Raw genomic sequence first — 26,116 nt, 5'->3', positions numbered from 1 at the left:
CGCGTCCGCCTTTTGCAGCGGACTTCCGCTCCAGGACACTAGCTGCCCTGCGGTCCACCACCGTTCGGCTCGTCCGCCTTCTTCTTGCCGCGCCGTTTGTACAACGCCGAGAGCTCGAACGCCGTGGCGATGGCGGGCTCGCCGAGCTCCCGCGCCGCCGCCTCGGCCGCCTCGCGCGCCGTCCGCGCGAGGCTCACGATGAGCCCGTCGATGAGATCCAGCGTCTCGGTCTCGACAGGGGTCCCCTTCGGCTCTGCCTTGGCCTTGGCCGCGACACGGAGCGCCGTCGCCTTCACTTCGAGATCGAGGGCCGCTTGCGCGCCGCCGCGCTTCTGGGCGGCCTCCGCGACCGCAGGCTCCTTCAGGACGGCGCACAGGGCATCGAGCTGCTTGGCCAGCCCTTCGGCGTCCTCGGCGGCCGCGGACTCGCGTTCGAGCAGAACCTCGATTCTCTGGACGGCTTCGGTATGACCGGCGACCAAGAGCACGCGTTTCGCCCCGGCGAGCACCGACCGTGCGCGCAATCGCACGCCCTGCCCGTCCCGCATGGCCGTCGCGTGCGCGGCGGTGTCGAGCATCTTGTTCGTCCGCTTGACCTCGCGCCCCACGCCCGCCTGGATGAGCAAGTCCCGCGCGTCCGAGAGCTCGGCGGCGTCATCCGGCGCGAAGCCGGACGCGGCGAGCTTCGGCCCGTGGGTCTTGTAGGCATTCAACGTCTGATTGGCCTGTTCGAGCGTGTCCTCGGAGCTCCACCGCTCGCCGTCCTTGATGAATACCGCGCGCGCTTCGGGAGAAATCGTCGTCAAGTCGAGCGCCATGGGATGTTCTCCTGTTGGATGGGGCACGCTACAGGAGCGTTCGCGTGCGTGTCCAGCGTCACAGCGCGTGGAGTTGGCCACGGAGCGCGTGCGGTTGACCTGGGGACGCCATGGAGGTCACGCGGCGGCGCGTGAGGTTCGCGAGGGAGCGTGTGGGGTTCGGTCGGGATTGGCTGAGGTTCACGACCCGGTCACGTGGACCTCGGGTCCGACCGGCTTTCGCCCCACGCTGGCACGCCTGAGGTTCACGAGGGAGCGCCTGCGGCTCTCGAAGGGACGCGTGTGTTTCGTGAACCGGTCGCCTGAATCCGAAGAACACCCGCGTGAAGTCGACGAGCCGGCGCGTGGACCTGGGAGACGGCATGGCTCGACCGCGCGCGGCATTGCGCGCGGTTCGCAGAGGCAGCTCTGGACCTGCGTGGGTATGCCACAGGGGACGTGGAATACCCGCTGAGGCGCTGCGGCGCCTGACGGCGCAACCTGCTGGGCGCCCGTGGCTGGCCGTGCTCGTCGTGCCCCTGTTGGCCAACCATACTCCCTGACAGGGTATGTCCCACCTACCTGCGAATCTCGTTGCGCAGGTCAGCACTCGCCGTGCACAAGGATCGTCAGGAACAACGCGGGCCCGCGCATAAAGCCACGGGGGTGGATTGGTGTGGCCTGCGGGAACGGAAGGGTCCTTCCATGGCCTGGCTTCCCTCGGCTCGTCCGATCGGCCGGACGTGTAATGCGTCACGTCGTCATCGCCATTCTTTGGCCGTTGGGTTCATCGCCGCGCTCGTTGCGCTGTCGCTCGTTCTGTCCGGGTGCGCCTCTGCGCGCGATCCCACGATGGCCCGGATCTTCGAGGCGCCGAACGTCGTCCACGTCTGCGTACGTCCGCCGAACGTACCGAAAGACAAGCGAATCTGGGGGCTCACCCCCGACGGCACGCCCTTCTTCGGGGTCCGGGAGGTGGACCGCGCGAGAGGCAATGGCAGCCCCACCTATGTTTTCGACCTGGACGCGCCTGCCGCGAGCGCGAGGCTTTTACCGATTCCGTACAACACGCTCGAATGCCCGGCGAGGACCCCGCCAAAGCCTCGCGTCGCCGCGGCGACGGAGAAGGCCAAAGAAGCCGAAGAGAAGAAGGACGAGGGCAAGAAGGCGGAGCGGCCGAAGCCGCTGTCGCGACCGATCGCGAGGACGCCAGGGCAAGAGCGGTGCACGGCGTATCGGGAGCCGGGTCAGACGCGGAGACGGAGCGGGACGGGCGCAGGTGCTTGCACGAGGGTGCTCGTCAAGTGGCGCTGCGCGGAGCAGGCTGTCGCGGACAAACGGCCGCCCGCGGCCGAGCCTTGCCCCGGCCAGGGGCCCGAGCCGGCCAAGCCGAGGGAGTTGCCGGCGAGCGCGGCGCAGGCGTATGAGGACTGGGGACTCAGCCGGGTGGAGGCCTCCGCGCTCGCGGAAGACCGAGCCAGGGAGTGCCTCCAGGGGCTTTGCCATGCCCGCCATCCGAACTTCGTTCCGAAGTCCAAAAAGAAGCCCGCCGAGACGAACAACGGGCAGTCGTTGTCAACGGGGAGTGGCAGCGGTGGGGGAGCGAGTTCGCCGCAGCCGGCGCCGAAGACGACGACGGTCAAGACGACGACGAAGCCGGTCTCGAAGCCGAACGGCGCGGCGGCGGGGCAGGCGGGGTCGAGCGGAGGGAAGACGGCGGGAAGTGGAGGCGGTACGGTTGTTCCGGAGGGCAGGAGAATTCCTAACGATGAGCTCAAAACGCCGCCGGCAAAACGTGGAAAGGCACCAACAGGAAGCGATGGGCATCCGGTTGAGTTGCATCACCGCGGGCAGAAACCGGATAGCCCTCTGGACGAAATGACTCGCACCGAGCACCGTGGCAAAGGGAACTTCTCGGAAAATCACTCGAATACCGGGCAAGAGCCCAGCAAAATTGATAGAAAGGCCTGGAAAGAGCAGCAGCGGCGGTACTGGACGAAGGAGCACGACCGTGGGCGATTCGACGGCAAAAAGCAATGAGGTTCTCTTGCGGTTCGATCATCCGGATGGAAGCCTTGCAGTCGTCTTGGATGATGACAATCGAGTGGCGTACGCATACCTCCTTGAAGACGAGGAGGTCGTGGGCGATGTATGGCTTTACAATGTCATGGATCCACCTGACACGGTGAATTGGGAGGACCCCAGTCCGATGCCCTTCCTCAATCCGAGGGACTACTGCAAATCCGAGAAGGTGCGTCGGTTGACCCCGCAGTCTGCTGTCCAGTGTGCATGGTTCGACGCGGGGGTTGAAGTAAGTATCGATGGCATACTATGGGCTCGAATCGAGCGCGGTTCGAAGCCGGGTTGGTCGCGTCTCGCAGCGCAACCCGGGCCGCTCGCCATCCCGTTGGAAGAACGTATGCCTAGCCGATAAGCCGCCACGGCATCGTTTCCCGCCGGAGGACGAAAATCGACGCGAGCCGGTCGATTCCTTCGATCCAAACATCTCGCCCGATCATGCTGAAGACGCTTTCGCCGGAGCAGCTCGCCGTGCTCGTCCTCGTCGACCTCGCCGAGTGCTCGTGCTCGGAGGCGGCCGAGTTGCTCGGGATCCCGCTCGGCACCGTAAAATCGAGGCTCCTCGCGGCGCGCACGAACATGCAGCGCGCCCGTCGAGTACCACCAAGTCGGGAAACAAAGGAAGGACGGGCAGCCCGTGGCGCGTGAACGGAAGGCGCTCGACGACGTGGAGCGCGCGAAGGGTGAGCGGCCGACGTTCCATCCCTACAACAAGGAGAAGTGAGGAGATCCATGGGACATCAGTCATCCTTCTACCTCACGCCAAAGGACAAGGCGGACCTCGAGCGGCGGCTTCGGGAGAAGACGGACTTCATCATCCTTCTCGATGACTCACCCACGGCGTCGCCACGCGTCGTGGACTCGCTGAACTTCTCCGAGGACGACAACCCGTGGTACGGCAAGTACCTCGCGCGGCCCGAGGACCTCGACAAGATCGTAATGCGCCACGTGAAAACGCAGGGGTATTGGACTGTGGAGGATCTTTTTTCGCCCGTGCTCGAGTTCACCGGCTGCTTCTTCGACGGGAAGATCCTGCGGCGGGGGCGCGTGTACTACGTCGAGGGGTTTTATGGTCCGGATGGCGGGTGGGAGGAGAAGAGCGAGGCGTTCCGGAAGTGGGCCAAGATGGTGCATACGACCATCAAGAAGTCGTTGAAGCGGCGTGACTCGAAGTATGTCGAGTACATCGGCGCGGATGCCCAGGCGTGGGTCGACGCCGGAGGACAGCTCGTCGACTGAAGTGGGCAGCCCGTGACCTGGTAGCGGACCGTCTGTCGACGGAGCCCAGGCCCTCCTCGTGTCGAGCGTCGTGCCGGTCGTCCGCCGCGCCAAACGCAGGGGCGACCGGCACGACCACGACCGTCAGAGGCGCGTAGGCGGGCGGGTCAGGCGAGCGCGAGCCTTTTCAGGTGCTCCCGGGCGAGGTGCAGGCGGGCGAAGGCGGTCTTCGTCTTGATGCCGAGCGCTTCGGCGATCTCCCGGATGGAACGACCCTCCAGGTAAGGCACCACCACGGCCCGGATGCGCGGCCCGATTCTCAAGAGGAACCGCTTGAGCCGGAACATCCCGTACGTCGCCTGCAAAAGCATTTCCATCGGCGCAGCGACTTCCTGCTCGGGAAGGTCATCCGCGAGCCCTGCCAGGACCTCCCGCTCGCAACGCGCCAGATTTCGATGATTGCGGGCATGGTTCAGCCCGATCACCAGGAGCCACGGGCGAGCCTGCTCGGGCGTGACAAGACATTCGAGGCGTCGCCAGGCCGTGAGGAAGACCTCTTGCACCACATCCTCGACGTCGCTGGAAGGGATGGCCTGGACCAGAAGAAGGCGGCGCAGGAAATCGCGATGTTCGAGGTAAAGCCGCCCAAGGAGGGCGTGTGCCGCCGTAAAGTTTGCCGGCGGCGGATGGAACGGTATCGTTGCCATACTCATGACTCCGGGTATCGCGGGGTTGTGGGGAGACGCCGGTCGGTGATGTCAGCACCGGCTGGCGTCGCTTGCTTTGTCTCACGAGTTATCGGAGAAGGCAACGAAAAAACGGCAATGGTTCGTCTTGAAAGAACCGCTGCCGCTGCTGCTGCTGCTGGAAGGCGTGCCGCCCAACGGAGGGCGGCACGCCGGGGCCATTAACGCCGGGTCAGGCGATGCAGGGTGCCGATGACATGGTCCAGCTTGCTGCGTAGTTCTTCGTTCAGAGTGTTCACGTATCCGAGTGCTTCCGCCACGTCCAGGCACGCGCGGACCTCCGCCGCCGAACCCATGGCCGTATGCCACCGGGCCCGTTCGTTCCTTCCCTGTGAATACGCGCCCTCGCTCAGGTTCAGCGGCACACTCGCCGCCGCCCGCCGCAACTGGTCCCCGAGATTCGGATCCTTCGTCCCGATCCTCTGAATCACCGGCCGCAACAGCCTGAGCATTTCAATCGCCACGCCATAAATCCTGAGCGCCATCGTTTCCTCCGTATCCCCGACCGGGGACCCCGAACCCCGGCCCGCGCGCGGAGGAAGGCGAAAGGCTGCGAGGCGAAGCCTCGCACCGCGCGCAGCCGCGCGGAGCCGCGCGCAGCGAAGCGAGCACGGCGAGCACGGCGAGCACGGCTCGGCCTTTCGCCTTCCGAGCACGCGGGCACAATCGACCTCCCCGGACGAGAAGAAAGGACGAGCGTTCCGGAGGCAGCAGCAGCAGCGGCAGCAGCAGCAGCAGCAGCGGCAGCGGCAGCGGCAGCGGCAGCGGCAGCAGCAGCAGCAGCAGCAGCAGCAGCAGCAGCAGCAGCAGCAGCACGCCAGGGGGACGCTGTGCGTCCCCCTCGGCCAAAGAGAATCAAGCCGCCAGCGGGTGCAGCCGGTCGCGCAGCTTCCGCTTGGCGCGGGCCTCGAGCTGGCGCGCGCGCTCGCGCGACACGCCGAGGCGCCTGCCAATCTCGGCGAGCGACAGCTCCTCCTCCGGATCGGCCATCATGCGCGTCTCTACGATGTATCGCTCCCGCGGATCGAGATTCTGCACCGCCTGCTCGAGCCGCTCGCGCAGGAGCGCTCCCTCCTCGGCGCGTGAGAATCGCTCCTCTTGATCCTGGTCCTCGGCGACGAGCGTATCGACGAGCGAGCGCGCGCCGTCCTCGAACACCTTCGTATCGAGCGAGACGTCTCGGGCTTCGAGCCGCCGGGCCATCTCGACGACCTTCTCCGCGGGGGCGCCGAACTTCTCGGCGAGGAGCTTGTCCCCCGCTTCGCCCTCGCCCACGAGCCCTGCGATACGCGCGCGCTCGCGGCGGAGACGGAAAAACATCTTCGACCGGAGCGGGCCGGATCCGACGCCGACGAGGCTCCACGAATGAATCACGTGGTTCAGGATGTACGCACGGATCCAGTATGCCGCATACGTGACGAACCGATTGCCGCGATCCGGGTCGTACTTGCGGATCGCGTGTACGATCCCGAAGTTCCCCTCGGCGATGAGATCGGCGAGAGGAATGCCATAACGCCGGTAGCTGATCGCGATGGACACGACATGCCGCAGGTTGGCGAGCGCCAGCCGTGCGGCCGCGCGCTCGTCTCCCCGATCCCGGAAAGCACGGGCGAGCTCGACCTCCTCCTCGCGCGAGAGCTCCGGAATTTGCCGAACGTGCGCGATATACCGAGAAACCGCGCTGCTTTGGTCTCGAGAGGTCTGCACGTCTTCCCTCATTCTCATGAAAGGTGCGATTTCCAGTGAGGCGCACCGTCGTCGCTCGGGCCTACCCGCCGTGGACGCCGTTTGAGGGGCCTTCGAGGACGTCGGCCCCGACGGACCGACTCCCTGCATGACTCACGCCGCCCGCGATTCGTTTGAAGGTGGCCAACGTGTGGCACGCCCCTGGCTCACGGGGTGACATGGCCCCAGAGAGAAAGGACCATGGGTGCGGCGTGGCTGCACGCTGTGCGACCGGAACGGGCGCAACGGGGGCGATCTCCGAGGGACCGGAGAACGCAGAAAACCGGAAATCGAAGGGATTTTCGTGTCTTTTGCCGTCCGCGGGAGAGCGGACGGCGAGGCGCGTGGGAGCGCCTCGGGCGGGCTCAGGGAGCGTGCTAGGCGTTGAACGAAGAGCCGCAGCCGCAGGTGCTCTTCACGTTCGGGTTCGAGAATTTGAAACCCGAGCCGTGGAGGCCTTCCACGTAATCGATCTCCGTACCGTCGAGGTACTGATAGCTCAGGGGGTCGACGTAGAGCTTGATGCCCTTGTCCTCGAAGGTCTCGTCGAGGTCGGTCGGCTTGTCCTCGAAGTAGAGATCGTAGGAGAAGCCGGCGCAACCACCGCCGATGACACGCAGACGCAGGCCCTGCCCGATGAGGTCCTCGGCCGTCGCAATCTCGACGACCTTCTCGGCCGCTTTAGGCGTGATGCTGATAGACATAGTCCTCCTCGTAGCCTCGTCCGGAGGAGCCATGGACGCCGGTTGTTGCGTCACAGAGGCCGCGCAGAGGCCGGCGGCTCCCAGACGCTCCCTAAGATAGGCAACCTCCCGCGCACTTGCCAGTGGTAGATGACGCTACGGAACAAAACGCCATGCGGCTGCTACGTCACGGCGTGATCACGATGCGGAGCGGGCTCGAGGCGCCGGACGAGCGCGAGGTGCTGCGCGCCCTCCGCGTGCCGCACGCGACGCGGATCACCGACATCGAGGAGCGCGGGGTGCAGGAGGCAATTCGGCTCGCGTACGGCCGCGCGCTCGCGATGGCCTCGTTCGAAGGGGTGTTTCGAACGGCGGAAGTCGAGGAGATCCGCGAGGACGAGGTCGTGACGTGCGGGGCGCCGCCGGGGCTTCTGCGTTCGTCCGTGCTCGCGAGGCGGTTTGCGGGCGCGCGTGAGGTCGGGTTCCTGGCGGTCACGCTCGGGGAGCGATGGGACGAGGCGCTGGATGAGCTCGCACGGCGCGGCGAGCCGGCCGAGGCGTGGTTCCTCGACGCGCTGGGGACGTTCCTCGTGGACCGTGCGTCGCGGGCCGTGGAGGCGCGGATCGCATCGGATCTCGCGCGGGCCGGGCTCGCGCGGCTTTCGCGGTATCGGCCGGGGTATGAAGGCTATCCGATCGAGGCACAAGGCGCGCTTTGCCAGTTCGTGGAGGCTTCGCGGATCGGCGTGACGGCAAACGAGGCGATGAGCCTCTGGCCCCGGAAATCCGTGACGACGGTGGTGGCGTTCGTACCGCGGGAGGACGGGGGAGCGCTGGAAAACGAGGGGGATCCGGTCGTCACCGGCTCGAAATCGAGCTAAGGAGACCGCGTGAATCGTCAGGAATTCGCGAGGCGGCTGCGCAGCGAGGTGCTGATCCTCGATGGCTCGATGGGCGCGTTCTTGCAGGCGCGCGGGCTTCCCGACGGATACGCGCCGGACCTCTGGAACGTGGAGGAGCCCGACGCGATCGTCGCCGTGCACCGCGAGTACGTGAACGCCGGCGCGGACATCCTCCTGACGAACACGTTCGGGGCCTCGCGGCTCCGGCTCGGCGAGTACGGCGCGTCGGACCGCGTGCGCGAGATCAACGCGGCGGCCGTGCAGAACGCGCGGCGCGCGATCGGGGATAAGCGCGCGCTCGTCGCGGGCGACATCGGCCCGAGCGGGACGACGCTGCAACCGGGCGGAGAGCTGCCGTTCGAAGAGGCCGTCGAGATCTTCGCGGAGCAAGCACGCGCGCTCGTGGACGCGGGCGTCGACGTGATCGCGATCGAGACGATGTTCGACCTCGTCGAGATGAAGGCGGCGCTCATCGGCGTGCGCGACGTCTCGCGGACGGTCCCCGTGATCGCGCACATGACGTACACGGTGCGCGGATTGACGGACACGGGCACGGATCCAGAGACGGCGGCGATCGTGCTCGAAGCCTGCGGCGCCGACGTGATCGGCGTGAACTGCTCGGTCGGGCCGGAGGACATGCTGGAGGTCGTGGGGCGCATGGCGCGCGCGACGTCACTGCCGCTTTCGGTGCAGCCGAACGCGGGCCTGCCGGTGATGCGGCACGGCCGCACGGTCTTCCCGCAGACGGCCGATCAGATGGCGCCGTTCGCGAAGCAGTTCGTGGATCGCGGCGCGGCGATCGTGGGCGGCTGCTGCGGCACGACGCCCGAGTACATCCGCATGATCGCCACGGAGGTCGGGCACAAGCCGCACGCGGCGACGAGCCGCTTGCCGGGGACGTGGATCACGTCGCGGAGCCGGAGCCTGCGGATCGGGAAGGGCGCGCCGTTCGTGACGATCGGCGAGCGGATCAACCCGACGGGGCGGAAGGTGTTCTCGCAGGCGATCCGCGAGGGCCGGACGGACCTCATCGTGCAAGACGCGCGGGCGCAGGCCGAAGGCGGAGCTCTGGCGCTCGACGTGAACGTCGGCGTGCCGCTCGTGGACGAAGCGGCGATGCTGGAGAAGGCCGTGCTCGCGGTGCAGAACGTGACGGATCTGCCGCTCGTCGTGGACTCGGCGAACGTGCACGCGCTCGAGCGTGGCATCCGGGCGTTCCCGGGCCGGCCGCTCGTGAACAGCGTCGATCCGGTGCGCGAGAAGGCGGACTTCTTACTTCCGATCATCAAGCGTTATGGCTGCGCCGTGATCGGTATGTGCGCCGAGAGCGAGATCCCCGAGCGCGCGATCGATCGCGTGCGCAACGCCGAGAAGATCCTGCGGATGTGCGAGGAGCACGGGATCCCCAAGGAATGGGTGGTCTTCGACTGCATCTCGATCCCGGTGAGCGCGGCGCCCGCGGCCGCGGCGCAGACGCTCGAGACGATCCGCATCATCTCGACCGAGCTCGGATGCGCGACGACGCTGGGTTTGTCCAACGTCTCGTTCGGCATCCCGCTCCGGAAGACCGTGCACAACACGTTCCTCGCGCAGGCGATCGCGGCGGGGCTCGACAGCGCGATCTGCAACGCGGTCGACCCGCTGCTCCAGGAGACCGTGGCCGCGGCGAGCCTGTTCGCAGGAAGGGACACGGGCTGCCGGCGCTACATCGACATGGCCGTGCCGCTCGAAGCGCAGAGGAAGCGTGATCAGGCGATGCTTGAGGCGGCGAAGGCGGGGCAGCTCCTCAACGTGGCGACGCCGGGCGGCGACGAGCCGAAGGCCGAAGCGGGCGCGGGCAAGGCGAAGGGGACGCGCGATCTCCTGTGGGCCGCGGTCGTCGAGGGCGACAAGGACGGCGTGCCCGGGCTCGTGAAGCGCGGGCTCGCGGAGGGGATGGATCCCTTCGACATCTTCCTGAACGTGCTCACGCCGGCGATCCGGCACCTCGGCGATCTGTTCGGCTCGGGCAAGAAGTTCATTCCGCACCTCATCGCCAGCGCCGACGCGATGAAGGCCGGCGTCGCCGTGCTGATGCCGCTGCTCGAAGCGTCGGGCAACGTCGAGAAGAAGGGCACGGTCATCCTCGCCACGGTGAAGGGCGACATCCACGACATCGGCAAGAACATCGTGGGGCTGATGCTCCGGAACTTCGGCTTCGACGTGCACGATCTCGGCCGCAACGTGCCGCTCGAGGACATCCTCGCCGCCGCGCGCGAGCACAAGGCGCAGATCATCGGCCTGTCCGCGCTGATGACGACGACGATGATGCGCATGAAGGACGTCATCGACGCCGTGCGAGGCCAGGGGCTGCCGCACGTGGTGATGATCGGCGGCGCCGTGACGACGCCCTCGTTCGCCGAGGAGATCCGCGCCGATGGATACGGCAAGGACGTAGGCGACGTGGTCGCGATCGCCGAACGGATGCTCGCGACGCACAAGGAGCGGTTCCCGCGGGATGCGTCGGACAAGCCCGCCACGCAGGAGCCGCGCTCGCCCGCGCCGTAACGCATTGCGCTCGGCAGACGAGCACGTCTCCTCCCTTTCCCGCGCCCCCTTCCCCCTCCCCCTCACGGGCAGAGTCAGAATACGCTCGTCTCGATGGCGCACCTCGAGACGACCACGCTCTGGGAAAGCACGCTCGCGCCCCGCGAGGCCGACGACGCCGCGAGTCCACGCGGGACCTTGCGCGACGCGCTGATGCGCATCCGCGGGCGCGCCACGGCCATCGCGAACGAGATGGTCGCGGCGCGCACCGACGAGCCGAGCCTCGCGGACCTTTTGCACACCGACGATCTGTGGATCAGCGCGGACACGGTGGCGGGGCCGAATTTCCCGCTCACGCCACCCGAGGCGTTCGTGCTCGCGTCGTCGCTCGTGGTGCACGATCTCGCGCTCGCGCTGGCGACGATGCACGAAGGCACGGACGCGCTGAAGGGCGAGCGCACATGGCTCGACGCGGTCGTGGGCATGCTGGTGCGCAAGCTCGGGCGCGCGCCGACGACGGCGGAGCTCGAGCAGCCGCCGGCCGACATCGAGCAAGAGGCGATCGCGGAGACGTTGCGCACGCTCTACGCGCGGCACGCCGAGCGGCTCGCGCTCGCGCCGTACGGGGACGCGCGCGGGCAGGAGCACCACCTGGTCGAGCCGGCAGAGCTCAGGCACGCGTACGGGTCGACGATCGGGCGTATCGCGCGGAGCCACCTGTGGCTCGCGACGGAGCTGCCGGAGCACTTCCACGAGACGATCGCGCCGCTGCCCGGGATGCCCTCGAGCTGGACGGTGGACGCGTTCAAGCTCGCGTGCCTTCTGCGTATCGCGGACGTGTCGCGGATCGATTTTTCGCGCGCGCCGCACTTCTGGCGCGCGGCGCGCAGGCCCGCGGGGGCGCGGCGGGAGCACTGGGTTCTCCAAGAAAAACTGCGCGAGCCGTACGTCGCGAACAGCCGGTTGATCTTCCTTGCGGATAGCCCCTTCACCGTGGAGGAAGCGCCCGCGTTCTGGCTCGGGATGGACACGCTGGTCGCGGTGGATCGCGAGCTCCGGATCGTGGACACGCTGCTCGCGGAGGCAGGTCGTCCGAGGCTCGTGGCGCGGGGCGTGGCGGGCGTGGAGGATCCGAGCCGGCTCGCGGATTTCCTTCCCGTCGAAGGATGGACGCCGGTGGACACGCGGGTGCACGTGACGGACATCCCGTCGCTCGTGGAGCGGCTCGGCGCGACGCGGCTCGACGAGAGCGACGCGTCGATACCGCTGCGCGAGCTCGTGCAAAACGCGGCGAGCGCGGTGCGCGCGCGGCGCATGCTGGAGGAGTGGCCGAGCGACTGGGGCACGATCACGGTGCGGCTCGGCGAGGACGAGGAAGGGCACTGGCTCGAGATCGAGGACACGGGTACGGGGATGTCCGCGGCGGCGCTCTCGGCGCCGCTGCGCGACACGGCGAGCGAGTACTGGTCGTCGCTGCTCCTGCGCCGTGATCCGCCGGGGCTTCTGGCGAAGGGTTTCCGCCGCGGAGGCGGCGGGCTCGGGCCGTTCGCCGTGTTCCTTTGGGGTCAAAGGGCCCGGATCACGACACGCACGTCGGAGCGGGGGCGCAAGGAGACGAGCGTGCTCGAGCTCTACGCGGGCGGGACGACGCGCCCGATCTTGCGCGCGGCCGGCGAAGGCGAGGTGATGAGCGACGCGGGGACGCGCGTGCGGGTGTGGCTGCGCGCGCCGCCGGACGCGCCGGACGGGATCTTCTATCGGCGCGGGCACGATCGCTGCTGGACGCTGGAGGAGCTCTGCGCGTGGCTGTGCCCGGCGCTCGACGTGCACCTCGACATGGAGGACGCGCACGGCAAGCGCACGCGCGTGGTGCCCGCGTCGGACTGGATGACGATCGACGGCTACGAGCTGCTCGGTCGGACATGGAGCCCGGAGCCCGAGCCGTTCGAGAGGCTCTGGCCACGCGAGATCCCGGAGATGGCGCAGAACCTGCGACCGCTCGCGACCTCGTCGGGCGACATGGTGGGCCGCGCGTGCATCCACCCGACCTACGCGGGCGTGGTGGCCGTGGGCGGGCTGCGCGCGTGTTCGATGCGCGGGATCTCGGGCGTGCTCGTGGGTCGGCCCGGGGCGACACGGCAGGCGACGGTGGTGCCGGTGGTGGAGCGGCAGGAGCTCGCGCGGTGGGCGTCGGAGCAAGCCGCGCTCTTGCCGGCGCTCGTGAAGGAGCCGGCGGAGCAGATGGCGTGCGCGCAGGTCGTGCGTGCGTGCGGCGGTCGGCTCGGGGCGCTGCCGATCGCGGAGGGCGCCACGGGATGGCTGTCGGAGCAAGCGATCGCGGCGTGGGACGCGGTGCCGGACGAGGTGCTGCTCGTGCGGGATCACCAGAGCGGGCGCGGTCCGTGGTGGCGTTCGAAGATCAAGCTCGCGCCGAACGTGCTCGTGGTGCGGATGCACCTGCCGGCGATCCTCGAAGACACGCGTGATCCGACGCTGTGGCCAAGCGAGGAAGCGCCGAGGAGCGAGCCATGGCGCGCGGTGTTGCAGACGCTGGCAGGCGCGGTGCTAGAGGCGCTGGCGCGCGCGTGGGGCGTGCCGCTCGACGAGGTGGTGCGAGCGACGGGGCCGTCGCGGGAGACACGGGTGATCGGGGTGGCGGATGGGCGGACGGTGGAGAGTTTTGTGGATGTGGTGAAGCGGCCGGGTTGAGAGGGTGTTCCACAGGCACCCGACCTCACCCACCCCAACCCTCCCTCTCCACTGTGTGGAGAGGGAGGGTTGGGGGGTGAGGTCAAAGCTCCTGCATGGGAGCAAAGAGTCTCCTCGCGTTGCGGGGCGTGTGTTGCACGCGCGCAAATGGATCCATCACCCGTCGCCGAAGGCGCTTGCACACGCGCAAGCAGGTCCGCGCCATCTGCTCGGGGTGGCTTGCACCCGCGCAAGGCGCATCGCGCACATGGCGCGGGGGCGCTCGCACCGGCGCGAGCGAGGAGATTGGGTGTGCGGGCTCGCGCTTGCGTCGGTGCAAGCGGAGGGATCCACGGTCGTTGGTTGCGCTCGCCCGGGTGCAAGGAGCTCCGTGCACGTGGATCGAGGCGAGTTGCACGCGCGCAAGGACAGTCACGGCACGCGGTGGGGAGCTTTTGCGTCGATCGAGGTGCGGCCGGGATGCCGCCTAGTCGGCAGCGTGCTTGCCGAGCCCCTCCGGCGCGCCCGCGCGGCGCGGGGCGAGCGCGAGCACGAGCAGCGTCGCGACGTAGGGCAAGGTCTGGATCAGGTCGCCGATGGCCGTCTTGCGCACGTCACCCTGAAGCATGATCTGCAAGGCTTCGAGCACGCCGAACGCGAGGCACGCGAGCGCTGCACGGCCCGCGCGCCATCCCGAGACGACGACGGCCGCGAGCGCGATGAAGCCACGCCCCGCGGACATGCCGGACTCGAAACGTTGCTGGTCGTACGCGAGGTGCGCGCCGCCGAGCGCGCAGATCGCGCCGGAGACGGCGAGCGCGGCGAGGCGGACGCGCGTGACGGAGATGCCCACGCTCGCGGCCGCGACAGGGTTTTCCCCCGCAGCGCGAACACGCAGGCCGAAGCGGGTGTGTTGCAGGACGAAGGGGGTCGCGGCGACGGCCGCGAGCGCGCAGAAGAAGACGGGATCGGCGAGGACGCGCAGGAGCATCGCGCCGCCCGTGGCGCCCGTGGGGCCGAAGCGGAACGCCTCGATGCCGGGGGAGTTCGAGGCGCTGTCGTAAAGAGCGCGCAGGCCCATGCGCGTCGCGGCGAGCGCGAGCAGGTTCAAGGCGATGCCGCTGATGACGGCGTGCACGCGGGCGCGCTCGGTGAGCTGGCCGTGGCCGAGCGAAAGCGCGACGCCCGCGCCGATCGCCGCGACGAGGCCGAGCGTGGGGCTGTTCGTCGCGTGCGTGACGGCGACCGCGGTGAACGCGCCCGTGAGCAGGATGCCTTCGAGGCCGATCTGGATGACGCCCGCGCGCTCGGCCCACACGCCGCCGATCGCCGCGCACGCGTAAGGCACGGCGATGCGGATCGACTCGGCGAGCATGGTGAGGGAGAAGATCGAGCTCACGAGCGGACCTCCTCGGAGGCAGGCGTGGCGGCGGGTTTGTCGCGGGGAGGTTCAGGCTCGGGATCGGCGGTCTGCACGACGCCCGTGCGCTTGGTCGCGACACGGCTCGCCACGGCGACGAGGACGATGAGCGTGGCTTCGAGGACGTCCATCGCCTCCTTCGGGACACGCGCGTTCACCGCGAGGCCGGCTTGCTCCAGCGTGCCGAGGAAAATCGCGGCGAGCACGATGCCGATCGCCTTGCCGCGTCCGAGCATCGCAACCGCGATGCCGCTCCACCCCGCGCCCGCGCCGAGGCCAAGCTCGTAGTAGCCCTTGTACCCGAGCGCGGTGGAGGAGACGGCGAGCGCGGCGAGCGCGCCGGAGAGGAGCATCGCGAAGAGCATGCGCCGCTCGACGTCGATGCCCTCGGCGCGGCAAGCCTCGGGGCGAAGGCCGACCCAGCGGATCTCGCGGCCAGGCCGGGTGCGGTCGAGCAGCGACATCGCGACGAAGACGGTCACGACGGCGAACGGGAACGCAAAACTCGCGGCGCTGCCCGCGAACGAGGGAACGACACGATCGAGGCGCGGGAGCGCAGCGCCGGGCGCGATGTCCGCGGTGCGGAGCGACGTGGAGCCAAGCACCGTGGAGAACGTCCACGGGAGGATCGCGTCCACGATGCGGTTCACCATGATCGCCGTGATGATCTCGTGCACGCCGCGACGCGCGCGCAGGATCGCCGGGACGAACGCGACGAGGGCGCCAACCGCGGCGGCCGAGGCGAGCACGATCGGCAGGGCGATCGGCATGGGCAGCGAGGCGGGCAGCTTCGCGGCGACGAGCGCGCCCACGAGGCTCGCGAGCGCGAGTTGTCCCTCGGCGCCGATGTTGAAGAGGCCTGCGCGGAGCGCGACCTCGAACGCGAGGCCCGTGAAGAGCAGCGGCGTGGCCTTGAAGAGGACCTGCCCGAAACCGTAGGGCGTTCCCCACGTGCCCTCGAACGCGAGGCGCAGCGCCGAGGCCGGCGCCTCTCCGAACGCGAACGCGATCAGGTTGAAGAGCAGGATGCCGCCCGCGATCGCGAGGACGATCGGGAGCAGGGCGCGGGCGCGTTTGTCGTTCACGCGTCCTCCATGCCGAGCATGGCCCGGCCGATGACGTCGTCCGAGGTCGTGGGCGGGAGCTCGGCCACGATGCGGCCGCGGTGGAGGACGAGGATGCGATGCGAGAGGCGCCGGAGCTCGCCGAGGTCCGCGCTCACGACGAGCACGGCGAGGCCTTTTTCCGCGGCCTTGACGATCGCGCCGTGGATCGTCGACGCCGCGCCGACGTCGACGCCGCGGGTCGGTTGTCCGAGGACGACGAGCGCGCGCTCGGGGCTCGCCTCGATGCGATCGAGCGCGCGCCCCACCACGACCTTCTGCTGGTTGCCGCCGGAGAGCTCCCCCGCGCGCCGCGCCGGTTCGGGCGGATTCACGCCGAACCGCTCGATCCGCCGCGAGATCAACGCAGCTTCCGCGCCCGGTCCGTCGATCTCGCCGAGCTCGCCGAGCACGAGGTTGTCGCCCACGGACGCGTCGAGCATGAGCCCGTCCGCGTGGCGATCCTCGTGGACCACGGCGATCGCGCGGCGCCGTTTGCGAAGATCCTCCGTGGATCGAACGGCGGGCAGGCGCGCCCCGCCGAGGACGATCGAGCCGGCCACGCCGGGTTCGAGCCCCGCCACGGCGCGCACGAGCTCGCGCTGCCCGTTGCCCTCGATGCCCGCGATCCCCACGATCTCGCCCTTCTTCACGGTGAGGCTGAGGCCGTCGAGCACACGTTTGCCCCCGGCGTCGACGAGCACGAGGTCTTCGATCGAGAGCGCGATCTTCGCATCGTCCGCGAGCGCGGGCGGGCTCGCCTCGGGCGGCGGCTCTCCGCCCATGATCGCTCGCGTGAGCTGGTCCTCCAGCCGCTTCGGATCGCTGCGCTCCTCCGCGGCGATCGGCCGCGAGAGCACGGTCCTGCCGCGCCGCATGATCGTCACGTGGCCGGCGAAGCGGATGACCTCGTCCATGCGGTGCGTGACCACGGCGATCGTCGCGCCGCCTTCTGCGAGCGCGCCGAGTGTCGTGTAGAGCTCCTCCGCTTCGAGCGGCGAGAGCACCGCGGTCGGCTCGTCGAGCAGGATCGCGCGGGCGCCGCGGTAGAGCACGCGCAGGATCTCCAGCCGCTGCCGCTCGCCTACCGCGAGATCCGAGGTGCGCGCGTCGAGGTTCACCCGGAGCCCCGTCTTTTCCATGAGCGCCTCGGCCTCACGCCGCGCCTTCGCGAGATCGAGTCGGCCAAACGAGCGCGTGGGCTCGTTCCCGAGGACGAGGTTCTCCAGCGCCGTGAACGCGGAGACGAGCATGAAGTGCTGGTGCACCATTCCAATGGCGCCCGCACCGCCCTCGATCCGCACCGTGCCGGCCACGCGCGGGGCGACCCCCACCGCCGCCTTGAGCAGCGTCGACTTGCCCGCCCCGTTTTCCCCGAGGATCGCGTGGATCACGCCGGGTTCGAGGGTGATCGTGGCCGATCGGATGGACCAGCAATCACCGTAACGAACGGCGATGTCCTCGATCTTCATCACAGGGCCACGCATCGCGCCCCGAGGATACCGCGGGCCACGCGCGCCGGGATCAACGCGATGGCCTTTTTCGCGCCGTGCGATCTCGGCCCCTTCGACTATCGTCCGCGGCGTGCGACCTCGGTTTTCCCTCGTCGTGACGCTCTTCCTCGTCTCCGGTTCGACCGGGCTCCTCTACGAGGTCGCGTTCGGCAAGCTGCTCGGCTACGTCTTCGGCGCGACCGCGTACGCCGTGAGCACGGTGCTCGCCGCGTTCATGGGAGGCATGGCGCTCGGCGCGCACCTCGGCGGCAAGCGCGCCGCGCGCATCGCCCGCCCGCTCGTGGCCTACGGGGTGCTGGAGATCATCGTCGGCCTCGTCGTCGCCGCCTCGCCCGCCGCGCTCGAAGCCCTGACCGCGGCGTACGTCCACGTCGCGCAAAAGGCCCCGGGTTCGCTCGCGATCCTCACGGCGGCGCGCGGCGCGCTGACGGCGCTCGTGGTCATCGTTCCGACGGTGGCGATGGGCGCGACGCTGCCGATCCTGTCGCGCGTGGTCGCCGGCGAGGTCGGCGAGCACAGCCGGCGCAGGCTGTCGCTGCTGTACGCCATCAACACGGCCGGTGGCGCGATCGGCGCGCTGACGAGCGCGTACCTCGTCCTGCCCGCGCTCGGCGTGCGCGGGACGATCTGGGCCGCGGCCCTGGCGAACGTGACGATCGGCGTGACCGCGATCGTCGCGGGCAGACGCGCGCCCGCGGAGACCCCGGCGCGTTCCATCTTGAATGCGAAGGAGACGAACGAGCCGGACGATGCGGGCCGGAAAGCCACGGCGCCCGCCGCGCAGGATCACGGTCCTTACCGCGAGGAAATGGCGCTCGCGTTCGCGTTCGCCTCGGGGTTCATCGTGTTCGCGGCCGAGGTCGTCGAGACGCACCTGCTCGCGCTGCTCATCGGCAACAGCGCGTACGCGTTCGGCCTGATGCTCGCCGTCTTCCTCGTGTGCCTGGCCATCGGCGCGGCGCGCTCCCCTGCCCTCGCCGAGAAACGCGGCGATCGCGCGCTCGCGCTCGGCCTCGGCGCCGCCGCGATCTCGCTCGCGGTCACGATGCCGCTCTGGGCCGAGCTCCCGCGCCTCTTCCTCTTCGCGGGCAAGCACGTGCACTCCTGGGCCGGCCGCGAGCTCGTGCGTGCTCTCGCCGCGCTCCTGATCCTTGCGGTCCCAACGGTCTTCCTGGGCACGACGTTTCCGCTCCTCCTCCACCGCGTCGCCTCGATGCCCGACGTCGGCGCGCGGGTCGGACGGCTGACCGTGGTGAACACGGTCGGCACGATCTTCGGCTCGATCATCACGGGTTACTTCATCCTCCCGGCGCTCGGGTCGCAGGGCACGCTCCTCGGCGTGGTCGCGGCGCTCGCGATCGCCTCGGTGCTCGCGTCACGCGTGGCGGCCGGGGACAAGGGCTCGGCGGTGTCGCGTTTCGCGCTGCCCGCGGCCGCGATCGTCGTCGCGCTCGTACTCCCGCGCTGGGACATGGCGCGCATGACGAACGGCGCGAACGTCTACTTCTCCGCGGGCCCGCCGCCCGATCGTATCGAGATGGTGCGCGAGGACGTGCACGGCGGCGTGACCACGGTGGCGCGGCGCGCCGAGGTGCTCACGCTCTACACGAACGGCAAATTCCAGGGCGACAACGGCCCCGAGATGGCCGCGCAGCGCAGGTTCGCGCACTTCCCCTCGATGTTCCTCCGCGGAAGCGAAAAGCGCGTGCTCGTCATCGGCCTCGGCACGGGCACGACGCTCGGCACGATCGCCACCTATCCGTGGGAGCGCATCGAGGTCGCCGAGATCTCGCCCGCGATCGTGGACGCGTCGCGGAAATATTTCTCGGGCCCGGCGCGAAACTCGCTCGACGATCCGCGCACGGTGCTCTCGCTCGAGGACGGTCGAAACCACCTGCTCGTCTCGCCGGGCGGATACGACCTCGTCACGATGGAGCTCACGAGCGTGTGGTTCGCGGGCGCCGCGAGCCTCTACAGCCGCGAATTCTACGAGCTCGTACGAGCGCGCCTCGCCGAGGGCGGCATCCTCCAGCAGTGGGTGCAGCTCCACCACATCCGCAGGCGCGAGCTCGCCGCCATCGTGCGCACGCTGCGCGTCGTCTTCCCGCACGTCGCGCTCTTCGTCGGCGGATCGCAGGGCATCCTTGTGGCGAGCGCGCGGCCCCTCGTCGCCTCGCGCGCCGAGCTCGATCGCCTCGCCACCGTGCCCGCAATCCGCGAGACGCTCGGCGCCGGCACGCTCCCGGGCCTGCTCGACGAGCTCGTGGCGTCGGGCGAGGAGCTCGATCGGTTCGTCGCGGAGACGCCCGGGGAGCCGATCGTCTCCACCGACGACAACCTCTTCCTCGAATACGCGACGCCCAAGGGCAACGTGCTCGATTACTGGCAGTCGCTCCGCGAGACGCTCGCGATGCTCGATCGGTACCGCACGCCGAACCCCGCCGCGCGGCACCTCGGACCGTAGCCGCTACTTCTTCTGCTCGGGCTTCTTCTGCGTCGGGTCGAGCGAGATCTGCTTGTCCTGGACCTTCTTCACTTCGTTGCCCGTGGGCTTGAAGTTCAAGGTCGGCACGACCGCGATCACCGGCTTCTTGCGCGCTTCTTCCTCGGCCTTGCGCTCTTCGAGGCTCGGCACGTCGAGCACCATGCCGCCGGCGGTCGGGTCCTTGCCGAGGAACGCCTTGCCGTCGACCTCGGCGACGTGGAACTCGGTACGGCGGTTCTCGGCGCGGCCCATTTCGAGCTCGTTCGGCGCGAGCGGCTTCGTCTCGCCGAAGCCCACGGCGAGCAGGCGCAGGTGGCTCACGCCGTTGTCGACGAGCCAGTTGCACACGCTGAGCGCGCGCCTCGCGCTGAGGTCCTGGTTCTTGTCCTCGGCTCCGGCGTCGTCCGTATGCCCCTCGATGCGCAGGCGCGTGACCTCGGGGTGCTCGTTGATGAACGCGAGCAGCGTCTTCAGGACCTTCTCGGTCTCGCCGAACTTGTGGATCGTGGCGCTGCCGGTCTGGAAGACGATCTTGCCCTCGATGTAGATCTGGCTCTGGCCTTCCTTCGCGGTCCAGGCCTTCTCGGGGTACCAGCGCGGCAGTTGGCTCTTCTGCTCCGCCTTCGGCACGGGCACGGGCGGGAGGCGGTTGTCCGAGCAGCCGACGAGCGCGGCGAAAGCCCCCAGCGTGGCGGCGAGCGCGACGGACCTTCCAAGCGAGGTGCGGTTCATGAGAGGCCCCAAGCGTCACCCATTCCGGCCTTCTCCCGCAAGTAACTCGGTGCGAGGCGGGCTCGACTTGTGTTCCGGCTCCGATTTAGGCACCGTCCCGAGGACGTGGAGGCCCGCATGGCGCTCGTCGGCAAGCTCGAAGTCACCATCAAAATCAACCGACTCCCCACCGAGGTCACCACGGACAAGAACGGCTGGAAGGAATTCCACGTCGACTTCGGCAAGCGAGGCGCGCGCGTGAGCCTGCGCCCGCGCATGTGGAACCGTCTCGAACAGGCCGCGAACACGCACCCGCACTGGATCGCCGTGATCACCGGCCAGATGGGCGACGACGTGCAAAAGGGCATCTTCAAGCTGCTCGAACCGAACCTGCAGGTGTTCGAGTACACACCGAAGGCGCCCTCGACCGAAGCCAAACCCGAGGATACGAAGGCGCCCGATGGAAAGGCCGCGCCCGTGGCCGCTCCGGAGAACGCCGACGAAAAGCGGGCCGCCTCCCCTCCCGGGGACTGACCGCGTGTTACATCCTCAGCCCATGGCCGAAGCACCTGCCATCGAGGACAAGCTCGCTCGGCTTCGCGAGAGGCTCGTCGAGCTCGGCTCGGTCCTCGTCTGTTACTCCGGCGGCGTCGACAGCGCGTTCGTGCTCGCGGCCGCCCACGCGGCCCTCGGTCCTCGCGCCATCGGCATGACGGCCGTTTCGCCGAGCCTCGCGCCGGGCGAACACGAGGATGCCATCGAGGTCGCCCGCTCGATCGGCGCCGATCATCGGCTGGTCGCGTCGAACGAGATCGAGGATCCCGGCTACGTCGCGAACAACCCCGACCGCTGCTTCCACTGCAAGAGCGAGCTCTACCGGATCGCCGCGCAGAAGCGGGCCGAGTGGGGGCTTTCGGCGATCCTGAACGGGACGAACATCGACGATCTCGGCGATTACCGGCCGGGGCTCGAAGCGGCGCGGCTCGCCGGCGTGCTGAGCCCGCTCGTCGAGCTCGGCTTCACGAAGGCCGACGTCCGAGCGGGCGCGTCGGCGATGGGACTGCCCATCTGGGACAAACCCGCGGCCGCCTGCCTGTCGAGCCGCATCCCGTACGGTACGAGCGTCACGCGGGAACGGCTTTCGCAGATCGGCGGCTTCGAGGCCGCGCTGAAGCGGCTCGGCTTCCGGCAGGTGCGCGTGCGTTACCACGGCGAGCTCGCTCGGATCGAGCTCGCGCTCGCCGAGCTCACGCGCGCGGCCGAGCCGGAGATCCGCGACGCGATCGTCGCGGCGGGCAAGCAGAACGGATTCAAGTACGTCACGCTCGACCTCGCCGGCTACCGCGTGGGCAGCCACAACGAGGTCCTCGTCGGCAAGAGCCTGCGTATCGTGAGCTAGCGCGTTCCGAAAAGGAGGAGGTCTCGTGGGTCGATTCGATCACCTCGCCACCCAGCCTCGCCGCGGCCCGGCCGACCTCTTCCGCTGGCGGGTCCTCGATCCGCTGAAAGGCAAGAAGATCAAGGATCCGGGCGGGTTCATCACGCCGAGCCGCCCGCACGACGCGGACCTCGTGAAGAGCCCCGAGCCGAGCCTTTCCTGGATCGGGCACGCGAGTTTTCTGCTCACGCTCGGCAAGAAGAACATTCTCTTCGATCCGGTCCTCGGCGAGCGGATCGGCCCGATCAAGCGGCTCGTCGCGCCGGGGATCACGTGGCAGGACTTGCCGCCGATCGACATCGTCGTGATCACGCACAACCACCGGGATCACCTCGACGCGTGGAGCATCGAGCGGCTCGGCGATCGGCCGACGTACGTGGCGCCGCTCGGCAATGCGCGGTTTTTGAAGGCGGCCGGGGCGTCGGCGAAGATCGTGGAGCTCGACTGGTGGGAGACGACGGGCATCGATTCGCTGGAAATCACGCTCGTGCCGGCGCGGCACTGGTCGATGTATCTTCCTTGGGATCGCAATGACGCGCTCTGGGGCGGATACGTGATCCGCGGGCCCGAGGGCACGGCGTATCACTCCGGGGATACCGCGTACTGGGATACGTTCGAAGAGATTGGCCGCCGGGCGGGGCCGATCGACTGGGCGATGCTGCCCATTGGCGCGTACGAGCCGCGCTGGTTCATGGAGCCGCAACACATGGGGCCCGAGGAGGCGGCGTCGGCCGCGAAGATGCTACGCGCGAAGCATTTCGTGGCCATGCATTGGGGGACGTTCAAGCTGACGGACGAGCCGATCGGCGAGCCGCCCGAGCGGGCGCGCGCGGCGTGGCAGGCCGAGGGCGGCGCCGAGGACAACCTCTGGATCCTCGACGTGGGCGAGACGCGATATCTCGGGCGTTAGCCGCGTACCCGGAAAGCTTTACCGGGAAACGATCTGGCGCTCAGCGCTCATGGGCACGGGGAACTCGGCCCCGTACCGGAGCCGTCGGTGCTGTTCGTCACGCAGGGCGGATTGGCGGACGTATACCATACGTTGCCGGGGAGGTTCCGGATCGAGGCGGCAACACTGTTCACGCGCACCTCGAAATGGACGTGGGTGCCGCTGCAGTTGCCCGTGCAGCCAGCGTACGCGACCGTGCAGCCGGTGCTCCTCGCTTGACCATTCCACATCGTGCCGGCCCAGCCATTGAGATGCGCGTAGAAGGACTCCTCGCTGTTCTGATGGTTGATCTTGAGCAGGTTACCAAAACCTTCATTGTTCCACCCAAAGAATGAGACCCATCCGCTGTAAGCCGCACGGACCGGGAAGTTGTCGCTCAGCATGTAGTCGATGGCCTCGTAATGGCTTCCCTGGTGCGTCGCGCTGCACCCCGGGCCCGTGCTGATGGCCGAGGTTCCGACGAACGGGAGCCGGTACGTCCCCACGAGGTTGGTCGCCGAGGTCGGCGCCTTGATGGCGAGAACGCCGGACGAATCGTATGCGTCGAGATCGAGCGCGCGGAAGTCCGGGCCATAGACCTCGGCGAGCGTCCGAGGGCTCGTCTCGTCGAAGGTGAATGACGCAACGGCGCGGTCGAAGAGGGCCGCGTCGCTTTCGGGGAGGTTCGACCAGACGAACCATATGGCGTCACCACGACGGATGTTCACCATTCGGTACGAGATCTCGGGCGTCGTGCCCGTCATGAGCAACGCATCCTCGCCGGACACCCGAAAGCCCGTCTCGAGGGTCGTGGACGTTTCCCCGGGCCCGTAGACGGCAGAAGCCTTCTCGTACTTCCGAGTCCAGCTCGCCAGCGTATCGTTTGGCTTGAACGATGCCGTGTGGACGCCGATCTCGATTTTCGCGGTGGAGTTCGGATCGCGGAAGGAGACCGTCGTGCCGATGCCCATGGGCTGCTCGTCGGGGAGCTTCCAGCCCGCGGGGACCTGAAGCGAGAAGCCGAGCTCGCTGTCGTGGTAGGAGTGGACGTCCTCAGCGGGTACGCTCTCGTCGATCTGGCTGCATGCGCCGCTGCCAGCGACGGCGAGGGTGGCAAACAGGACGGCGAAAAGGCGGTTGATGATTCGGAAATCGTCGCGGGGCATAACTCTCCAACACCGCGTCTCGAGACACACGAAAACTCTGGTGTTGGAGCGGCAAGGTAGTCGCCCTACAATGGGTGGCCAACTTTACAGGCGCGCCCGCCGCAATGATCGACGAGGCAGGCGAGAGCGGACTCCCGAAACGTGCGCGGGGGGGGCTGAGCATTGGTCTCATCTGGGAGCCGCTTCGCTGGGGCGTTGCCCCAGGCCCCACCGGGGCTATCCGCCCCTGGACCCGGACCAGCGCAAGCGCTGGACCCGGGGTCGATGAACTGCGCGATGCGCAGTTCATCGAACAGGCCGAGGAACGACCCCTGCCAACCAAGACAGCCGCGCTGCCATTTCTATTGGCAACGCTGTCCCTGGTCTTGCCACCGGCCCGTGGAAGAACTGCGCATCGCGCAGTTCTTCCCTGAAGGTCCAGGGCTTGCCCTGGTTCGGGTCGAGGGGCGAACAGCCCCCGCGGGGTCCGGGGCAGCGCCCCGGCGCGACGCCTCGCGATGAGACCAATGCTCAGCCGTTGGGGAAGATCAGATGGCGAGCGCGCCCGTTCGCAGGAGATACGCGAGCTTCTTTCGCTGCTCGGCCGACAGAATCGCGTGAATGCGCCCGATCGAGCGCACCACCGATGCTTGCAGCCGTTCGGCGCTCTTCACCCGATCCGCGCGGATCTGATCGAGCCGCGTATCGTCGATCTTTTCGCCGAGCACCGCGTCGGCGAACGCGCTCGTCGAGCGCCGATGATCCACCGCGGCTTGCGCCCGCTCGATTTTCAGCTCGTCCAGGATCGTCGCGAGCTCCGCGATTTGCCCGTCGTCGAGCTCCAGCCGATGGGCCAAGAATCGCAGCGGCCGGCGCACGCCGAAGTTGCCGCCGCCCGCTCCGTCGAAGTCGGAGCCGCCGGGCAGATCGTCGCCGCCCCCGTGCCCATGGCCGCCGCCTCTCCCGGGGCCGCAACCGCCTCCGAACCACGCACGACGACCGCCGGACCAACCCTCGGGGCCACACGAGCCGCCTCGGCCCGCGTGCCACCACGCCACGAATGCAGGATGCATTTTCACTCCTCCTCGCCGGGGCTCGTCGCGCCCGGCGGGTGTTTCGAGCGCGGGCCTCATGCCTCGCGCCGTGGGAGGAGCTTGCGGCTCGCCGCGCCAGCTGTCAACACGCGCCTCCCGGGTACGCATTTCTTTACAATCGTCCCGGCCGAGCTCGACGGAGCCGATCAGAAGAAGTCGACCCTCTCGATGATGACCTCGAGCTGGGTCTGTATCCCGGAGGGCCGCCGACCGTCGCGCAACCAGAAGTTGATGCGGGGGAACGTCGTGTTCGCCGGCGTCGGCACCCCCGTGGTGAAGACCGTGGTCACCCTGCTCCCGCCGAATCCGAGGGGAACACTCGAAAAGTCCACGCGACCGGGCGACCAGACGAACGTGTGTTCGCTCCGGGCCCAGGCGCCGCCACCCACGCTGTACCCCCGGGAGCTCGGCTGCAACGAGTGAAACAGGTTCTGGCCCGTGTTTCCGAATCGCGCGATCTCGACATCCATCTCGTTGTTGGCCGGCACGTCCGTGTTGTCCCACGTGAAAAAGCCGAGCACCGATTGCTGGTGAAAGTTATCGATCGGTGTCGCGAGGACCATCCTGTACGTGCCGTATCCAATGGACTCCCGCATGATCAGCTCGGAGGACGTCCAGATGCCATTGATACGGCGAATCAGCATGTGAAGGCGCCCTTGCGGGTCGACGAACACGTTGCTCGCGCTGAACACGTTGGGGCCGGGCCCGACCAGCGCGCCTCCGCTGTCCTTGAGATCCCACTCGAAACCGGAGAACGTGAGGGCGCGCGCGTCGGGCGAGATCGTGAGCGCGCAAAGCAGGAGAGCCGAGGAAAAACCAGTCGACACCGCTTTCTCGATGACCAGCATGCCCTCGCTCGGTGCCATCGCCGTGCCACGCGGCGGCAAAGGCCGACGCGGGAGTGTCGTGGAATG

At 68.5% G+C, this 26,116-nt stretch carries 23 protein-coding genes; 10 read left to right on the top strand and 13 right to left on the bottom strand.

From position 1 onward, the window contains the following. Positions 1 to 38 precede the first annotated feature (38 nt). Positions 39 to 818: a hypothetical protein gene (locus tag KEG38_RS18675; RefSeq protein ID WP_272421060.1), complete on the bottom strand. Its 780-nt coding sequence runs from the start codon at positions 816 to 818 to the stop codon at positions 39 to 41. Positions 819 to 1,649: 831 nt separating this feature from the next. On the opposite strand from KEG38_RS18675, the gene KEG38_RS18670 reads away from it, so the two are divergent. The 3 genes from KEG38_RS18670 to KEG38_RS18660 all read left to right on the top strand — a co-directional run bounded on the left by KEG38_RS18670 (position 1,650) and on the right by KEG38_RS18660 (position 4,115). Further along, positions 1,650 to 2,837: an HNH/ENDO VII family nuclease gene (locus tag KEG38_RS18670; protein WP_272421059.1), complete on the top strand. Its 1,188-nt coding sequence runs from the start codon at positions 1,650 to 1,652 to the stop codon at positions 2,835 to 2,837. Between the two features lie 477 nt (positions 2,838 to 3,314). Beyond that, positions 3,315 to 3,524 carry a sigma factor-like helix-turn-helix DNA-binding protein gene (locus KEG38_RS18665; protein WP_272421058.1) on the top strand — a complete coding sequence of 70 codons (210 nt, stop codon included), beginning with the start codon at positions 3,315 to 3,317 and terminating at the stop codon, positions 3,522 to 3,524. Between the two features lie 84 nt (positions 3,525 to 3,608). Beyond that, complete coding sequence (locus KEG38_RS18660) at positions 3,609 to 4,115, top strand: hypothetical protein (protein ID WP_272421057.1); 507 nt, start codon at positions 3,609 to 3,611, stop codon at positions 4,113 to 4,115. A 146-nt stretch (positions 4,116 to 4,261) separates the two neighbouring features. Here the strand turns inward: KEG38_RS18660 and KEG38_RS18655 are convergent, their stop codons facing one another. From KEG38_RS18655 to erpA, 5 genes are all read right to left on the bottom strand, one after another. Continuing rightward, a complete protein-coding gene (locus tag KEG38_RS18655; protein ID WP_272421056.1) occupies positions 4,262 to 4,801 on the bottom strand; it encodes an RNA polymerase sigma factor in 540 nt (179 codons plus the stop codon). 200 nt (positions 4,802 to 5,001) lie between these two features. Next, positions 5,002 to 5,325 (bottom strand): four helix bundle protein, encoded by a 324-nt coding sequence (locus tag KEG38_RS18650; protein ID WP_272421055.1) that lies wholly within the window; start codon positions 5,323 to 5,325, stop codon positions 5,002 to 5,004. Continuing rightward, a complete protein-coding gene (locus tag KEG38_RS18645; protein WP_272421054.1) occupies positions 5,294 to 5,656 on the bottom strand; it encodes a hypothetical protein in 363 nt (120 codons plus the stop codon). Before KEG38_RS18645 ends, KEG38_RS18650 begins: the two co-directional genes overlap by 32 nt. Positions 5,657 to 5,695: 39 nt before the next feature. Next, a complete protein-coding gene (locus tag KEG38_RS18640; RefSeq protein WP_136931464.1) occupies positions 5,696 to 6,547 on the bottom strand; it encodes a sigma-70 family RNA polymerase sigma factor in 852 nt (283 codons plus the stop codon). Between the two features lie 395 nt (positions 6,548 to 6,942). Next, positions 6,943 to 7,269: an iron-sulfur cluster insertion protein ErpA gene (gene erpA / locus KEG38_RS18635; RefSeq protein ID WP_272421053.1), complete on the bottom strand. Its 327-nt coding sequence runs from the start codon at positions 7,267 to 7,269 to the stop codon at positions 6,943 to 6,945. A gap of 152 nt (positions 7,270 to 7,421) precedes the next feature. Between erpA and KEG38_RS18630 the strand changes: the two genes are divergently transcribed. The 3 genes from KEG38_RS18630 (at position 7,422) to KEG38_RS18620 (ending at position 13,385) form a co-directional block, all read left to right on the top strand. After that, positions 7,422 to 8,129, top strand: a complete 708-nt coding sequence (locus KEG38_RS18630; RefSeq protein WP_272421052.1) for a hypothetical protein — start codon at positions 7,422 to 7,424, stop codon at positions 8,127 to 8,129. 9 nt (positions 8,130 to 8,138) lie between these two features. Beyond that, entirely contained in the window at positions 8,139 to 10,697 is a 2,559-nt protein-coding gene (locus tag KEG38_RS18625; protein WP_272421051.1) for a homocysteine S-methyltransferase family protein, read from the top strand. Between the two features lie 93 nt (positions 10,698 to 10,790). Then, positions 10,791 to 13,385 (top strand): HD domain-containing protein, encoded by a 2,595-nt coding sequence (locus KEG38_RS18620; RefSeq protein ID WP_272421050.1) that lies wholly within the window; start codon positions 10,791 to 10,793, stop codon positions 13,383 to 13,385. A gap of 466 nt (positions 13,386 to 13,851) precedes the next feature. On the opposite strand, the gene KEG38_RS18615 is transcribed toward KEG38_RS18620, so the two are convergent. From KEG38_RS18615 to KEG38_RS18605, 3 genes are read right to left on the bottom strand one after another with little or no spacing between them, the layout of a single operon-like run. Then, positions 13,852 to 14,763, bottom strand: a complete 912-nt coding sequence (locus KEG38_RS18615; protein ID WP_272421049.1) for an ABC transporter permease — start codon at positions 14,761 to 14,763, stop codon at positions 13,852 to 13,854. Then, a complete protein-coding gene (locus KEG38_RS18610; RefSeq protein WP_272421048.1) occupies positions 14,760 to 15,869 on the bottom strand; it encodes an ABC transporter permease in 1,110 nt (369 codons plus the stop codon). The genes KEG38_RS18615 and KEG38_RS18610 overlap by 4 nt, the downstream gene beginning before the upstream one ends. Continuing rightward, on the bottom strand, positions 15,866 to 17,374 hold the full coding sequence (locus tag KEG38_RS18605; RefSeq protein WP_272421047.1) for an ABC transporter ATP-binding protein: 1,509 nt from the start codon (positions 17,372 to 17,374) through the stop codon (positions 15,866 to 15,868). Before KEG38_RS18605 ends, KEG38_RS18610 begins: the two co-directional genes overlap by 4 nt. A gap of 97 nt (positions 17,375 to 17,471) precedes the next feature. Here KEG38_RS18605 and KEG38_RS18600 point away from each other — a divergent pair, with 97 nt between their 5' ends. Beyond that, entirely contained in the window at positions 17,472 to 19,865 is a 2,394-nt protein-coding gene (locus tag KEG38_RS18600) for a fused MFS/spermidine synthase (protein ID WP_272421046.1), read from the top strand. Between the two features lie 3 nt (positions 19,866 to 19,868). On the opposite strand, the gene KEG38_RS18595 is transcribed toward KEG38_RS18600, so the two are convergent. Further along, positions 19,869 to 20,618, bottom strand: a complete 750-nt coding sequence (locus tag KEG38_RS18595; protein ID WP_272421045.1) for an OmpA family protein — start codon at positions 20,616 to 20,618, stop codon at positions 19,869 to 19,871. Positions 20,619 to 20,735: 117 nt separating this feature from the next. Between KEG38_RS18595 and KEG38_RS18590 the strand changes: the two genes are divergently transcribed. From KEG38_RS18590 to KEG38_RS18580, 3 genes are read left to right on the top strand one after another with little or no spacing between them, the layout of a single operon-like run. Beyond that, the gene (locus KEG38_RS18590; RefSeq protein WP_272421044.1) at positions 20,736 to 21,131 is read left to right on the top strand and encodes a hypothetical protein; all 396 of its coding nucleotides are present in this window, start codon (positions 20,736 to 20,738) and stop codon (positions 21,129 to 21,131) included. 22 nt (positions 21,132 to 21,153) lie between these two features. After that, positions 21,154 to 21,996 carry an ATP-dependent sacrificial sulfur transferase LarE gene (gene larE / locus KEG38_RS18585; protein ID WP_272421043.1) on the top strand — a complete coding sequence of 281 codons (843 nt, stop codon included), beginning with the start codon at positions 21,154 to 21,156 and terminating at the stop codon, positions 21,994 to 21,996. Positions 21,997 to 22,021: 25 nt separating this feature from the next. Next, positions 22,022 to 22,945 carry an MBL fold metallo-hydrolase gene (locus KEG38_RS18580; protein WP_272421042.1) on the top strand — a complete coding sequence of 308 codons (924 nt, stop codon included), beginning with the start codon at positions 22,022 to 22,024 and terminating at the stop codon, positions 22,943 to 22,945. A 47-nt stretch (positions 22,946 to 22,992) separates the two neighbouring features. Here KEG38_RS18580 and KEG38_RS18575 read toward each other — a convergent pair whose 3' ends face one another. The 3 genes from KEG38_RS18575 to KEG38_RS18565 form a co-directional block, all read right to left on the bottom strand. Beyond that, entirely contained in the window at positions 22,993 to 24,129 is a 1,137-nt protein-coding gene (locus KEG38_RS18575) for a M23 family metallopeptidase (protein WP_272421041.1), read from the bottom strand. 527 nt (positions 24,130 to 24,656) lie between these two features. Beyond that, positions 24,657 to 25,181 (bottom strand): Spy/CpxP family protein refolding chaperone, encoded by a 525-nt coding sequence (locus KEG38_RS18570; RefSeq protein ID WP_272421040.1) that lies wholly within the window; start codon positions 25,179 to 25,181, stop codon positions 24,657 to 24,659. 167 nt (positions 25,182 to 25,348) lie between these two features. Next, the gene (locus tag KEG38_RS18565) at positions 25,349 to 26,068 is read right to left on the bottom strand and encodes a glycoside hydrolase family 16 protein (protein WP_272421039.1); all 720 of its coding nucleotides are present in this window, start codon (positions 26,066 to 26,068) and stop codon (positions 25,349 to 25,351) included. Between the last annotated feature and the right edge of the window lie 48 nt (positions 26,069 to 26,116).

This window comes from Polyangium jinanense, assembly GCF_028435265.1.
GTDB classification, from domain to species: domain Bacteria; phylum Myxococcota_A; class Polyangia; order Polyangiales; family Polyangiaceae; genus Polyangium; species Polyangium jinanense.
Note: the sequence above shows the minus strand (reverse complement) of the source record. Positions and strands in the feature narration are given on the sequence as shown.